General features: G+C 34.1%; 10 protein-coding genes. All 10 read left to right on the plus strand.

The window, feature by feature from the left end; genetic code table 11:
* The 10 genes from ACFQ39_RS11120 (at position 1) to ACFQ39_RS11165 (ending at position 16005) form a co-directional block, all read left to right on the plus strand.
* On the plus strand, positions 1-1896 hold the full coding sequence (locus ACFQ39_RS11120; protein WP_377178981.1) for a S9 family peptidase: 1896 nt from the start codon (positions 1-3) through the stop codon (positions 1894-1896).
* A 667-nt stretch (positions 1897-2563) separates the two neighbouring features.
* Positions 2564-4084 carry an arylsulfatase gene (locus tag ACFQ39_RS11125; RefSeq protein WP_377178982.1) on the plus strand — a complete coding sequence of 507 codons (1521 nt, stop codon included), beginning with the start codon at positions 2564-2566 and terminating at the stop codon, positions 4082-4084.
* 564 nt (positions 4085-4648) lie between these two features.
* A complete protein-coding gene (locus ACFQ39_RS11130; protein ID WP_377178983.1) occupies positions 4649-5911 on the plus strand; it encodes a tyrosine-type recombinase/integrase in 1263 nt (420 codons plus the stop codon).
* A gap of 16 nt (positions 5912-5927) precedes the next feature.
* The gene (locus tag ACFQ39_RS11135) at positions 5928-6761 is read left to right on the plus strand and encodes a hypothetical protein (RefSeq protein ID WP_377178984.1); all 834 of its coding nucleotides are present in this window, start codon (positions 5928-5930) and stop codon (positions 6759-6761) included.
* Between the two features lie 86 nt (positions 6762-6847).
* The gene (locus tag ACFQ39_RS11140) at positions 6848-7219 is read left to right on the plus strand and encodes a helix-turn-helix domain-containing protein (RefSeq protein ID WP_377178985.1); all 372 of its coding nucleotides are present in this window, start codon (positions 6848-6850) and stop codon (positions 7217-7219) included.
* A 69-nt stretch (positions 7220-7288) separates the two neighbouring features.
* Positions 7289-8233, plus strand: a complete 945-nt coding sequence (locus ACFQ39_RS11145) for an AAA family ATPase (RefSeq protein ID WP_377178986.1) — start codon at positions 7289-7291, stop codon at positions 8231-8233.
* Positions 8234-8634: 401 nt separating this feature from the next.
* On the plus strand, positions 8635-11049 hold the full coding sequence (locus ACFQ39_RS11150) for a type I restriction-modification system subunit M (protein WP_377178987.1): 2415 nt from the start codon (positions 8635-8637) through the stop codon (positions 11047-11049).
* A complete protein-coding gene (locus ACFQ39_RS11155) occupies positions 11040-12209 on the plus strand; it encodes a restriction endonuclease subunit S (protein ID WP_377178988.1) in 1170 nt (389 codons plus the stop codon). Before ACFQ39_RS11150 ends, ACFQ39_RS11155 begins: the two co-directional genes overlap by 10 nt.
* Complete coding sequence (locus tag ACFQ39_RS11160; RefSeq protein ID WP_377178989.1) at positions 12197-15292, plus strand: type I restriction endonuclease subunit R; 3096 nt, start codon at positions 12197-12199, stop codon at positions 15290-15292. The genes ACFQ39_RS11155 and ACFQ39_RS11160 overlap by 13 nt, the downstream gene beginning before the upstream one ends.
* A complete protein-coding gene (locus ACFQ39_RS11165; protein WP_377178990.1) occupies positions 15292-16005 on the plus strand; it encodes a M48 family metallopeptidase in 714 nt (237 codons plus the stop codon). Before ACFQ39_RS11160 ends, ACFQ39_RS11165 begins: the two co-directional genes overlap by 1 nt.
* Positions 16006-16087: the final 82 nt, after the last annotated feature.

A 16087-nucleotide genomic window follows, 5' to 3' on the forward strand; every position in this document is an offset into this window, starting at 1 on the left:
ATGTATAAAAGTGTTTCTTTTTTGGTTTTTCTTTTTTTGTTTTCTAATATATTCGGACAGGAGGTGATGACTCCTGAACTTTTATGGAATTTAGGCAGAATAAATGCCATCGGTATTACAAAAGACGGCAAATCAATTGTTTACAGTGTCAAAAAGTTCGATGTTTCAAAAAATGAAGGGTCGACAACTGAGTTTCTTCTTTCTCTCGATGGAGGAGAAGCAAAAGAGATCAAAGATGGGGTCACTTTGGTCGCAAATAAAAACATATCACCTATCGGAAATTATAAGCTGAGTGCCAAATCCGTGAAAATAAACAAAGTTTTTGGCAAAGATTATTATCCAGAACTTGAGCAATCTGAGGCTTTGATTTATGATGATTTGATGTATCGACATTGGGATACTTGGGAGGATGGAGAGTTTAAGCATCTCATTCTCCATAAAGACAATATAGAAATTGATCTGATGCAAGATGAGCCCTTTAATTGTCCAACTGAACCATTCGGAGATGACAGCGATTATACCTGGAGTCCGGACGGCAAATTGATCGTCTATGTTTCAAAGAAAAAAGCAGGGAAGGATTATGCTATTAGCACAAATTCGGATCTCTATTCTTATGATGTAGCCTCAGGTCAAACGACAAATTTAACCAAAGGGATGATGGGGTATGATACAAGTCCAAAATACTCTCCACAAGGCGCCTTAGCTTGGTTGAGCATGAAGCGTGATGGTTATGAAGCCGATAAGAATGATATCATTGTCCGCTCAGGAGATATTCAGATTAATCTTACAGAAGCCTGGGACGGCACCGTTAATTCTTTTTTGTGGAAAGAGAATGGTAGCGGTGTTTATTTTAACGCTCCGATTGATGGAACTACTCAATTGTTTGAAGTAGATTATCCGGGAAAGAGTAAAAAAAGACCTACCGTCAAACAAATTACCACAGGGGATTTCGATATCAATGGATTAATTGGCGTTTCTGGAGAGAAAATGATTGTATCCAGAACAGACATGAATCATGCCGCGGAAATATTTACTGTGGACCTGACTAATGGTGAAATGAATCAACTCACACATGTCAATGATGCCATTTATAAAAAGATTAAAAAAAGTAAAATTGAAAAACGTACGGTAAAAACAACAGATCAAAAAGATATGTTGGTATGGGTTATCTATCCACCAGATTTTGATCCGTCAAAAAAATATCCCACTTTATTATATTGTCAGGGTGGTCCACAATCTGCACTATCTCAATTCTATTCGTTTCGGTGGAATTTTCAAATCATGGCTGCTCAGGGTTATATTGTTGTGGCCCCAAATAGGCGAGGGATGCCCGGACATGGTGTTGCGTGGAATGAAGCGATCAGTAAAGATTATGGAGGTCAAGCGATGCGAGATTATTTATCTGCCATCGATGATATCGCAAAAGAACCATTTGTTGATCAAGCAAGGTTAGGTGCTGTTGGAGCCAGTTTTGGTGGATATTCGATCTTCTTTCTCGCAGGACATCACAACAAACGGTTTAAAACCTTTATCTCACACGACGGTATTTTTAATATGGAAAGTATGTACGGAACCACTGAGGAACTGTTTTTTGTGAACTGGGATAACGGAGGAGCGTACTGGGAAAAAGACAATGCTGTAGCGATGAAAACTTATACAGATTTTAACCCTAAAAATTTTGTAAATAACTGGGATACACCCATTCTCATTGCTCAAGGAGGCAAAGATTACAGAGTTCCTGATGGTCAAGCCTTTGAAGCCTTTCAAGCCGCACAGTTAAAAGGTTTAAAAAGCAGGTTGCTTTATTTTCCTAATGAGAACCATTGGGTACTCAAAGCGCAGAACGGCTTGGTTTGGCAAAGAGAATTTTTTAGATGGTTAAAAGAAACGCTTTAGAGTTTTATCAAAAACCCGCTTCATTATCATGAAGCGGGTTTTTTGCTGTCTTTAGGTGATCGTAAAGATTTTTTCGGATGGGTAATCTTAGCAGTGAATTGGAGGTATAGGTAGTTTCAATTGTTTCTAAATTTTATTAAGCGAAAAATTTTAATTTATTCTTTAGATGTAACCACAAGTCCAATTTAAAATCATTATGGAAATTGAATTATTGGTAGGAAACAGATCAATTTTGAAAGGTTTTTAATATGATTCCGGATTTCATTAGGTTTCTTGCTGATTCTATTAAATAGCTTCATTTTATTCATTCTTATTAGCTGTAAATCTACTTGAACTATGTCGCCAAACACCATGAAAAGAGGCTTTAAGTTGGGAAAAACTGAAAGACTTAACCTTAAGGTCATTTAAAACTGTTCCCATTTACTTTGCATATTCAGCTTTTTTACTGGTACGTGGTGTGCCTTAAATTTCAAAATACCGCCGGTGAACAATATCGAGCATTTAACTCCGACTCCTAAGTATGAAATCATTTTGTGGAATAAATCTTATTAGGGTCCTGTTTATTAGGTATTGAAATAAAAAAAATTCGTAAATTTATGTCAATTATTATTTATTGTCTAACAAGAATTTCTTCTAACCAAAAAAGAATTCAACCAAATTTTAAGGTATGAAAAAAACAATTTTATTTACATTTATTTTATCTGTCAGTTCTCTCGTTTTTTCTCAGAGTAGAGAAAACCCGAATATCCTCATTATCTGGGGAGATGATGTTGGTATGTGGAACATCAGTGCTTATCACAGAGGAATGATGGGTGGTTCCACACCAAATATTGACCGCATCGCCAATGAGGGCATGCTTTTTATGGATCATTATGCTCAAGCCTCATGTACCGCAGGACGCGCTGCATTTATAACTGGACAATACCCTATGAGAACCGGATTAAGTACGGTAGGTCTTCCAGGAGCGAAGGAAGGTCTTCAAGATTCTGATGTAACCTTAGCACAATTGTTAAAAGCCAAGGGTTATGCAACAGGACAATTTGGGAAGAATCATCTCGGTGACAGGGATGAGCATTTACCAACTGCCCACGGGTTTGATGAATTTTTTGGTATTCTATACCATTTAAATGCCGGAGAATATCCTGAGCAGTATGATTTTCCTAAGGACGAAAATATTCAGAAAGACCTTGGTCTGAAAGAAAGAGGTGTGATACACTCAAAAGCATTAGGAAACGGCAAACAAGAGGTTAAGGACTTAGGTCAATGGGGTCAAGAGCGTCAACGTAACCTTGATCAAGAAGTTCTTGTTGAATCCAAGCGTTTTATTAAAGAGGCTGTAAAATCTGATAAACCGTTTTTTGTTTGGCATAATACAACTCGAATGCACTATCGTACTAACTTGAATAGTGAATATGAAGGAAAAAGTGGATATGGTATTTATGCAGACGGTATGATGGAATTAGATGATGACGTTGGAGAGCTTTTAGACCTATTGGAGGAGTTGGGCGTAGATGATAACACTATAGTGATGTTTTCGACTGATAATGGAGCAGCTTCAAACAGTTGGCCAGATGGAGGAAACCAACCTTTTCATGGTGAAAAAGGAGTTGGTGGCTGGGAAGGTGGATTCAGGGTGCCTATGATGGTTAAATGGGACGGGCATATTCCTGCGAATAGTGTGACTGGCGAATTTATGACCATGGAAGACTGGATGCCAACGATCATGTCTTTAGTTGGAAATAATAATTTGAAAGATCAGCTTCTGAAAGGTGCAAATGTGGGAGGAAAAAATTTTAAAGTGCATTTGGATGGTTATGATCAAATTGATATTGTCTTGAATAATGGCAAAAGCAAGCGCAAGGAATTTTTCTATTTTACAGAAGGTACGCTTCACGGGATGCGATGGGGTGACTGGAAAGTGTTATTCAGAGATCAAAAAAAATGGTTTCGTGCTCCCCAACCAACTTTGTCAACCCCAATCATTACAAATTTGAAGTTGGACCCTTTCGAAAGGTTTCATGAAGCGAGAGGTTATGATGAATGGGCGGAAAATAGATCTTGGGTGCTAGGTCAGGTTGGTAAACCACTAGGGAAGTTAATAGGAAGCTTTAAGGATTTCCCACCAAGTCAGGAAACGATGTCTGTACAACTAGATGACTTCTCAAGTCTTTTGGAAACTGCAAAATAATTATCTAAAACTCTTATTCTTCAGGCTGGGTTTCTACTTCATCATAGTGGAAATCTGGCCTTTTTAACTTTATCATATGCTTCCACAAGCGATAAGCTTATAAACAAAAGCAAAAAAACACGTTTTGTTCCCAAACCGGGCTTTTATGTAGTTTGCCAATCGATTATCAATATGTATAAGTTATCGCGAAAGGATTACTTGCGTGATCTTTTCAATCCCATTTTGAGAATTGTAAAGCCTTAATCTGTCTATCGATGGACTCTCTTTTTTATTTGTCTAAACCTTTAGCATATGAACTTGCTGTGTTTTCACCAAATAAAAAATCCCGCAACAGCGGGATTTTTTTAATTCATTTGTGATCGCGAAAGGATTCGAACCTTTGACCGTCTGCTTAGAAGGCATAATGATATATTTATAATACAAGCTATATACTTTTATATATCACTTAATATCAGTATAATACAACAATACACTGATAGTTGTTAATATTTAGGATAGGTTTATTTTGTTATTTTTTGTGCAAATTTTGTGCAAATTTATATCTTTACAAAAAGACTATAAATAATGGATTATAACATATCACTTTATTTAGATAAGAGAACTTCTAGTAAAAAGATTAATAATTTATTTCCGGTTAAACTACGTTTATATTCTTCAATCACTAAAACGAAAAAATTATACCCAACGGGTATAGACCTCTCTATCGATGACTTTAATACAATATTCAATTCGGAAACTAAGGTGAGAGGGAAAAATAAAGAAACAAAAATAATATTACAGCAACTAGAGGGGAATGCCGAAAGAATAGCAAAGGATTTAACTCCATTTAGTTTCAATGCTTTTGAAAAAAAAATGTTTCGTAGTAAAGATGCTCATATAAATGTGGCGTATCATTATAAAGAAAAGATAAAAAGACTCAAATCTAATGATCAAGTTTCCACTGCAAGTAACTATAATTTAAGCTTAAAATCTTTGAGTAATTTTTTGGAATCCAAAACTAATAACAAATTAAAAAATCTCACTTTTTATGATATAACAGCCGACTTTTTAAATAAATATGAATCCTATATGGTACATGAATTGAATAAAAGTCGTACAACAGTATCTATGTATACCAGAGCTCTTAGAACAATTTTTAATGATGCAATAAGTGAAAATGATATCAAACGAGAAGTCTATCCCTTTGGTAAAGGAAATGACAAGTACCAAATTCCTAATGCGAAAGGAGTAAAAAAAGCCTTAACAAAAGAAGAAATATCATTATTGTTTAATGCTACGCCAAGTACACCTGAACAGGAGAAAGCCAAAGATTTCTGGTTCTTTAGCTATATGTGTTTTGGTATGAATATAAAAGATATTTTATTGTTGAAGCATGAAAACCTCAATGATGATAATCTGACATATTATAGAGCAAAAACAGTAAATACCAAAAAAAGTAATTTAAAGAAAGTCAAAGTGTTTTTGAATGATTTTTCCAATGAAGTTATTAATAAGTATGGCACCAGTCCTATGAGGAAGAACAAATTTGTGTTTCCAATAATTTCAGAAAAAGATGATGTTGTTGAGCAGCAAAAGAAAATTAAAAATTTCACCAGTTTTATAAACCTTCATTTTAATAAATTGGCGAAACAAGAAGGTTTTAAATTTAAAATATCAACCTATTGGGCAAGGCATAGTTTTGCAACACTTTCAATACAAAAAGGAGCCTCCATGGAGTTTATTTCTGAAGCCCTAAACCATAGCAATCTATCAGTAACCAAAAATTATTTTGCCGGTTTTGAAGATGAAGCTAAAAAACACTTTGTAAACAAATTAATGGAATTTTAATTTTCTATACTTAATTATGAACGACTCTCGTCAACAATACAATGATTTTTATCGTCAACTTGAGAAGGAACAGGAGATTTCTATGTTTCAAAACATGTTAGAAATTGAAGTAGATAGAATTTTAAATCTTAATTATAGTCCAATAAAAATGCAAAAAGAACTGGATCAATTTAAAGAAACAAGAAGAATGCTTATGATGGAAAGCATCAAAACACAAAAACATTGGTTTGAAATGATACAGGATTGTTTAGATAAATGCGAGGATGAGGATAGTATTGATGTTTACCTAAGTAACGTTTACAAATTCAGAACCCCTAAATTTTTTAGTGAAAATAAATTTTATGAAAATTGTATTGTTCATACAAATGATTCATTTCCCAATACTGATGATCATAAATTACAATTGATTGCAAAAGTAGCTAATGATAATCTTAATTATATTTCCAAAAGTATCGAAATCAAATTGGATACAGAAAAATTGGATTTATTATATAATCGATTAAATATTTATTTTGAAAACATAAATTATAAGAATCAATTTGACAATGATTTAACCAGAGTTTTAAAAGGCCAGTGGTTAAAAAAACCATTGCTTTTTAATACTAACCAAAGTATTCTCGTCGATTTTTTTAAAAGGCTCAAAGAAAATCAATATATTTTAGAAGATAATATGACTGATGTAAGAGATTGGTTGGTTAATAATTTTAGTTTTAAAAATGACAAGGGTAAAATAGTAGCATTTAACAAAGAAACATGTTATGATTACCTTAGAGGTAAAAAAATATTACCATTAAATAAAGAACTCTTTCCCGATATAGAATGGCTCCACCAAAACAAAAAAGTAAAATAAATTAAAAAAAGTTAACCATTGGGCTTGTATTGGGTACTAGTACTAGTCGAATTTTGTTGAAAATTATAATTTAAAATATATTTTCAATGAAAAACACAAAACAATTTACTTTCGAAAACATTCCTTCAATTTTACAAGACATGTACTGTAAAATTGAAGAAATAGACCAAAAACTTCAATGTAAAGAAGTTTCTTCAACAAATCAAAGTATTTGGCTATCCCTTGATGAACTTTGCGACTACCATCCCGCGAAACCTAAAAAGGCTACGGTCTATTCTTGGGTGCACCAAAACAAAATACCTTATAATAAAAAGGGTAAAAAACTCTTCTTTTTAAAATCTGAGATTGACGAACATCTTGCTTCTGGCAAAGTGAAATCTTTAACTGAGTTGAAGTATATTGCCGATAACCTCTATGTTAAACCTTCTAAATATGTGGGTCATGGAAACTCAAAATAAGAAACATCGTACTCTAGAATTTCTAAATAGGAAGGTTTTGGCAACAAAATATACAACACGTTTTTAATCATGGAAAATACTATTTCAACTCCTACTATAAAACAAGTTAAAGCCAATTTACCCCAACTTGAAGGCGTGTTTACTGGTGCACAATTATTGAATAGAAAACAAACAAAAATTCTAAATTTGTTAAACCCAATATTCCCTAAAGTAGGTTTGGTCGCTTTAGGTGGCTCTTCAGACACTGGCAAAAGTAGTTTGCTACGCCAATTTGCGATTAGCGTTGCATTAAACAAATCAGAATTTCTTGATTTTAAAATTAATACAGTACATCACAAAGCAATTTATGTAAGTACTGAAGATGATGAATACTCTACTACATCTTTGCTTAAAAAGACACAAAGACTAACTGGAAATAAAGAGGCCAATTACGAGAATATAAAATTTGTATTTAACACTGAGAACTTATTAGGTACGCTAGCAACTTTACTTGAACAAGAACCTGTTGATTTAATAGTAATTGATGCCTATAGCGATGTGTTTACTGGTCAAGGAAACGATAGTAGTCAAGTAAGAAGTTTCTTAAATCAATATAGTCAGCTAGCACAGAAGTATAAATGTCTAATAATTTTTCTCCATCATACAGGCAAAAGAACTGAAGATTTAACACCCAGTAAAAATAATTTGCTTGGCTCACAAGGTTTTGAAGCTAAAATGCGATTAGTGTTAGAGTTACGCTTAGATAGAGAAGATCCAAACAAAAGACACCTTTGTGTAGTAAAAGGAAACTATTTGCCTCAAGAATTTAAGCAAAAAAGTTATGTATTAATATTTGATAAAAATCAATGTTTTACAATGACGAATGAAAAGGTGCCATTTGAAAATTTAGCCAACCATGATAAAACCGTTATAAAAAATAGAATAATTGCACTTAAAAAGGAAGGAAAAACTCAGAATCAAATTGCTAAAGAGTTAGGAATTTCACAACCAACGGTAAGTAGATCATTAAAATAGGGGCTTTATTCATTTATTCAATCCTAGGCACTTGAATATTGAATAAAAATTATAATTTAATTGGAGTTGAATTATAGGTTATTGTTGTTGCAATCTTAATTCTATTATACAACGTCCACAACTTTAACATTAAAACTCTTTGCCACGAATCAAATTTTGTACCTTATAAATCTCAAGAAAGAGGCTGAATTAGTAATTACCAAGCTATAAAATTCTACACCCTTAATTGTCACATAAGAAATTCATTAAATAACAGGCTAAACAATAAAGAATTAGGCCGTTAAATTTCAATTAAAAAAAGGCTGGTATTTTTATCCTATAAAGAGCGTATAACTCTAAAAGATTTCTATTTTTAATCTTCAAAAATAGTAACATAAATTCAAAATACTTAGAATCCCAACATGGCAATAAAGAAATCAGAATTATACAGCTCGCTTTGGGCAAGTTGTGACGAATTAAGAGGGGGTATGGATGCAAGTCAATACAAAGATTATGTATTGGTTATGCTCTTTATAAAATATATTAGTGATAAATGGGCTGGTCAACCTTACGCACCTATGGTCATCCCAGCGGGTGCAAGTTTTCAAGATATGGTAGCACTAAAAGGAGCTACCGATATTGGAGACCAAATCAACAAAAAAATCATTGGCCCAATTGCGGAAGCCAACAAACTGTCTGATATGCCAGACTTTAACAACGTAACCAAGTTAGGTAGTGGCAAAGAAATGGTAGACCGGTTAACCAATTTAATTGCCATTTTTGAAAACCCACAATTAGATTTTAGCAAGAACAAAGCCGAAGGTGATGATATTTTAGGCGATGCTTATGAATACTTGATGCGTCATTTTGCGACAGAAAGTGGAAAGAGCAAGGGTCAGTTCTACACACCTGCTGAGGTAAGCAGAATTATGGCAAAAATCATTGGGATAAATGATCATGATACTACAACAGATACAACGGTATATGATCCTGCCTGTGGTTCAGGGTCCCTTCTTTTAAAAGTCAGTGGCGAAGCAAAAGGAAAGGTTACGCTGTATGGCCAAGAAAAAGATGGACCAACTTCAAGTTTGGCTCGTATGAATATGATTTTACATGACTACCCAACGGCTGAAATCAAACAGGGCAATACCTTGGCTAATCCTTTATTCAAAAATCAAGAAAACGATAACCTAAAAACCTTTGATTATGTAGTTGCCAATCCTCCGTTTAGTGATAAGCGTTGGAGTAATGGATTGAACTTGCCGGAAGACAACCCATATAATCGTTTTCAAGATTATGGGATACCTCCAGTAAAAAATGGTGACTACGCCTTTTTATTGCACATTGTACGGTCTTTAAAGCGGCATGGAAAAGGGGCTTGTATTTTACCACATGGTGTGTTGTTTAGAGGAAATGCAGAAGCACAGATACGTGAAAACTTAATCCGTAAAGGCTATATCAAAGGGATTATTGGTTTACCTGCCAACTTATTTTATGGTACCGGAATTCCTGCCTGTATTATATTAGTAGATAAAGAAAATGCCCAAAACCGTAAAGGTATTTTTATGATAGATGCGGGTAAAGGTTTTGTTAAAGATGGTAATAAAAACCGATTGCGAGAACAAGACATTCATAGAATAGCCGATGTGTTCAATAACCAAGAACAAATACCTGGTTTTAGCAAAATGGTTTCATTAACAGATATTGAAGCCAATGAGTTTAACCTCAACATCCCAAGATACATAGAAAGCCAAGAAGCAGAAGATATACAAGATATTGAAGCACATTTATTAGGCGATATTCCCAATGCAGATATTAACGCCTTGCAACGCTTTTGGGAAGTATATCCTACTATAAAAAAAGCCTTGTTTTTACCAAGTACACGAGATAATTATTCTACCTTAAAAGTGTCTAAGGAAGAAATTAAATCCACCATTTTTGAGCACCCCGAGTTTGTTGCATTTAGTGCGCAAATGGATAGTTTATTTAACCAATGGAAAACAGAAACCACTACAACGCTAAAGGGCTTAACACAAGGTTTTAACCCCAAAGAACTGATACATGACTTATCTGAAAAGCTATTGGCACAATATAACGATAAAGCGTTGATAGATAAGTACGATATGTACCAGCACCTTATGACCTACTGGTTTGAAATAGTGCAAGATGATTGCTATCTTATTGCCCAAGATGGCTGGAAAGCAGAAACCTCAAGGGTTATTGTTGAAAGTGGCAAAAACAAAAAGAAAGTAGACAAAGGTTGGACATGTGACCTTGTGCCCAAAGACATCGTGATTAACAGATATTTTAATACTGAAAAAGAAACATTAGAAAATTTACAAGCAGAAAAAGAAACCCTTGCAAGTGAGCTGACCGAATTGGAAGAAGAACATAGTGGTGAAGAAGGCTATTTTGCTGACATGGAAAAGGTTAACAAAGCCAGTGTTAATGCTCGTATTAAAGAATTGAAAGGCGAAACGGATGCTGCTGATGAACTCAAAGTACTTAAACAATACATCTCTCTTTTAGACAAACAAACAGCAACCAATAAAAAGATCAAAGAAGCAGAAGCAGACTTGGATTTAAAACTTTTTGCAAAATACCCAACCTTAACAGAAGATGAAGTAAAACAATTAGTAGTAGATGATAAATGGATGCAGACCATAGAAAGTAACATAAAAGACGAAATAGACCATATTAGCCAACGTTTAACCAACCGCGTAAAAGAACTGGCAGAGCGCTACGAAAACCCATTACCATTTATTGATAGGGTGGTAGAAAGTTTAGAAGCTAAAGTAAATACTCATCTACAAAAAATGGGATTTGCATGGAACTAAAACAAGGATATAAAAATACTGAAGTAGGCAAAATACCAATTAATTGGGATATAGATTTACTTGAAAACTTAACTAAAGTTATCGATCCACATCCAAGTCATCGAGCACCAAAATCCGTAGATAAAGGTATTCCATTTTTAGGTATTGGCGATTTAAATGAAAATGGACAAATAATAAAGGAAAAATTTAGACGTGTAGATGAACAAATCTTTGAAGAGCATAAACTACGTTATGATTTAAGAAAAGACTTAATTGGACTCGGAAGAGTTGCATCAATAGGAAAGGTAATTAAGCTCAAAAATAATATAGGAAAATATACACTTTCACCAACTCTCGGGGTATTAGATTCTATTGGAATCAATAAAGGTTATTTGTATTACATCTTAAATTCTGAATATATTAAAAGCTATTTTTCTAAAATAATGAGTGGTTCTACTCGTAGTTCGGTTGGGATGATTGTTTTAAGAAAAATACCTGTCCCACTTCCACCACTCCCAGAACAAAAAGCCATTGCCCAAGTATTAAGCGATACAGACAATTTAATACAAGCCATTGAGCGAAAACTTGCTAAAAAAAGAGCTATTAAACAAGGCGCTATGCAACAACTCTTAACACCTAAAGAGGATTGGGAGGTAAAGAAGTTGGGGGATTTTTTGGTTTATGAACAACCTACTGATTACATAGTAACTGATACAGAGTACAATGATAATTATGATATTCCTGTTTTAACGGCAGGGAAGACATTTATTTTGGGATATACAAATGAGAAATTTGGAGTTTTTAAAGATGCTCCTGTAATTATTTTTGATGATTTTACAACTGCCACTAAATTTGTTGATTTCCATTTTAAAGTTAAATCTTCTGCTATGAAGATTTTGAAGAAGAAAAACGACTCTGTTGACATTAGGTTTATTTATGAGTTGATGCAACAAATAGTATTTCCTTTGGGTGACCATAAACGACACTGGATTGGAGAATATCAACATATTGAAATAAAAGTTCCAAAACCAAAAGAACAATTAGAGATAGCTACCATACTTTCCGATATGGATGCAGAAATAGCACAAATAGAACAAAAGCTATCTAAATATAAAATGCTAAAACAAGGGTTGATGCAAAACTTGTTAACGGGTAAAATAAGGTTGGTATGTGTAGAGTAGGCAGTATAGAACGTATCACTCAAAACAGGGTAGTGAGGTTGTTCCAAGACGAACTAGGCTATACCTATTTAGGTAATTGGGAAGAACGTGAAACCAATGGTAATATTGAAGAGGAATTGCTTTCAGCTTATTTGCAAAAGAAAGGGTATGACCCAGTTCAAATTACAAAAGCCATTTATGAGCTTAAAACGACAGCCAACAACTTTAGTGACAGCTTATACACTACCAATAAGAATGTATATGAACTCTTACGCTATGGTGCTGATATAAAAACCGAAGTTGGTAAAAACACAGAGAAAGTCCATTTTATTGATTGGAAGCATTGGGATAAAAATGTCTTTGCCATTGCAGAAGAGGTTACCATAAAAGGCAATAAGACTAAGAGACCAGATATTGTAATTTATGTAAATGGTATCGCATTGGGTGTATTGGAGTTAAAGCGTAGTACAGTTACCGTAAATGATGGGATTCGTCAAAGCATCGTAAACCAACAGGATGCCTTTATTCAACCATTTTTTGCTACGGTACAATATGTTTTTGCGGGTAATGACACCGAAGGTTTGCGATATGGGGCAATTAACACACCAGAAAAATACTATTTGAAATGGAAAGAAGATATTGAGGATAACAGTCGTAACCTGTTAGACAAATATCTTTTAAAGATGTCTAACAAAAAACGCTTTTTAGAAATCATTTACGACTTTGTTGTGTTTGACGGTGGTATCAAGAAATTACCAAGAGTCCATCAATATTTTGGGGTAAAAGAAGCTCAAAAATATATCAATAGATACGAAGGTGGTATTATATGGCACACACAGGGAAGTGGTAAGAGTATTGTCATGGTGTATTTGGCAAAATGGATTTTAGAGAATAATCCCAATGCTCGAATAGCCATATTAACAGACCGTGATGAGCTTGATAAACAGATAGAACGAGTCTTTAAAGATGCTGATGAACAGATATACCGTACAAGGAGTGGAAGGGATTTAATGGAGAAATTAAGTACACCCACACCAAGGCTGTTGTGTTCTTTGGTACATAAGTTTGGAAAAAGAGACGAAGGCAATTTTAATGAGTTTATAAAGGAGCTTGAAAGTCAACCATCACAAGCAGTTGGCGAATTATTTGTGTTTGTAGATGAGTGTCACCGTACACAAAGTGGTCGTTTGCATCGTACCATGAAAGCTATGTTACCCAATGCTGTATTTATAGGCTATTCTGGAACGCCATTACTTAAAAAAGACAAGAAAACCAGTATAGAGGTCTTCGGTAAGTACATACATACCTATAAGTTTAATGAAGGCGTTGAAGATGGGGTTATTTTGGATTTGGTTTATGAGGCTAGGGATATAGACCAACGTCTAACCTCACAAAAGAGAATTGACGAATGGTTTGATGCAAAAACACGAGGACTCAATGATTTTCAGAAATCTGAAATTAAAAAGAAATGGGGAACGATGCAAAAAGTATTGAGCAGTCGTTCAAGAATGGAAAAGGTGGTTGCCGATATTATATTGGATTTTGGTACAAAAACACGCTTAAGTTCTGAAAGGGGGAATGCCATATTGGTTGCAAGTTCCATATATGAAGCATGTAGATATTTTGAGCTGTTTAAACGCACCAATTCTGAGCTTCGGAACAAATGTGCCATAGTCACATCCTATAGTCCTCATACCAGTGATATCACTACGGAAGACACAGGAGCGAGTACCGAAACTGAAAAACAGTTTATGTATAATTTATATACAGAACTTTTGGGAAATAAAACCACAGAGCAGTATGAAGATTGGGCGAAAGCAAAGTTTTGCGATGAACCTGCCAATATGAAACTGTTGATTGTTGTTTCCAAACTACTGACAGGTTTCGATGCTCCGAGTTGTACCTACTTGTATATTGATAAAAGTATGCAAGACCATGGACTTTTTCAGGCAATATGTAGGGTAAACCGCTTGGATACTGATGACAAGCAATTTGGTTACATAGTAGATTATAAAGACTTGTTCAAGAAAGTTGAAAACGCAGTCGCAGTTTATACCTCCGATTTAGATTACGAAGAATTTGAAGCAAAAGACATAGATATTATGCTTCAAGACCGTCTAAAAATTGGTAAAGAACGTTTAGATAATGCGTTAGAAGAAATACATATCTTGTGTGAGCCTGTTGCTCCCCCAAAAGATACACTAGCTTATATTCACTATTTCTGTGGTAATACTGAAATTGAAGAAGAGCTAAAAGCAAAGGAAACGCAACGGACTACCTTGTATAAAAAAACCGTGGCTTTAATTCGTGCCTATGCAAATATTGTTGATGAAATGCCAGAAGCGGGGTATACTGAAAGCGACATTATTGGTATAAAGAAAGAACTAGACTATTACCTCAAATTGCGTAAAGAAATAAGAAAGGCAAGTGGTGAGACCCTAGACTTAAAAACCTATGAAGCAGATATGCGTCATTTAATTGACACCTATATTCAAGCTGATGAGCCAGAAACCATTTCGCCATTTGAAGATATGCCACTTTTGGATATCATCGTAAAATCTGGAATTGCAGATGCCATTAATTCTATGCCTAATGGTATAAAATCTAATCAAGGAGCCATTGCCGAAACTATTGAAAACAATGTTAGAAAAAAGATAATTAAGGAGCATTTGATCGACCCAGCTTTTTTTGATAAAATGTCAAAATTATTGGCTGAAATCATTAAAGAACGTAGAGAAAAAGCAATTAATTATGCTGAATACTTAGAAAAAATTGCAGACTTAGCTAAACGTGTAAATGAGGGTAAAAGTGAAGAAACACCAGATACTTTAGTTACCATAGCACAAAGAGCATTATATAATAATTTAAATAACAATGAAGCGTTGGCGTTGTTAATTGATAGTTCAATAAAACGTGTTAAAAGAGATAGTTGGAGGGGTAATCTAGCCAAAGAAAGAGAAATAAAAGCAGAAATTTACAAACAACTAGATTCTTTCTCCATAGATTCAGGAATTGATATAGCTAATGATGAACCAGGCCCTTACGGATTAGAAAATAAAGTAGAGTATATTTTTAATATAATTAGAGAACAGAAAGAATATTAATGCAGCAGATAGAATTAGGAAATATAAAAATAGAATTAGAGCAAAAGGATATTAAAAACATTCACTTAAGCGTATATCCGCCTAATGGAGCTGTTCGAATTTCTGCACCTAACCGAATGGACTTAGATACCATTCGTGTTTTCGCTTTAAACAAACTTAAATGGATAAAAAAACAACAAGAATCGTTTAAAAATCAAGAACGAGAAACACCACGTGAATACTTAACCAAAGAGAGTCATTATTTTTTAGGCAAACGATATTTATTAGAAGTAATAGAGCATAATAACCCTCCACAAGTTATTTTGAAACATGATACCATTCAACTCTATATAAGACCAAAAACTTCAGAAGAAAAACGACAAGAAATTATAGAAGAATGGTATCGTAATGAACTAAAAACAATTGCACCAAAATTAATTGCTAGATGGGAAAAAGTTATAGGCGTACACTCTAATGAGTTTGGTATAAAAAAGATGCGTACCAAATGGGGTACATGTAATACAAAAGCCAAAAGAATATGGCTCAATTTAGAATTAGCAAAAAAACCTATAGAATGTATTGAGTTTATTATCGTTCACGAATTAGTCCATTTACAAGAACGTTCACATAACGAAGTGTTTGTTAGCTATATGACTGAGTTTATGCCAAAATGGAGATTTTATAGAGAAGAATTAAACAAGCTTCCATTTAGGCATGTTGATTGGAAGTATTAAAATACTAATAGGTTATGAATAATTTAGTAGTAATTTTAGGTGCAGGTTTTTCATTTCCAGCGGGTTTACCTCTAGCTAATGA

This window comes from Namhaeicola litoreus, assembly GCF_042679565.1.
Lineage (GTDB): Bacteria > Bacteroidota > Bacteroidia > Flavobacteriales > Flavobacteriaceae > Namhaeicola > Namhaeicola litoreus.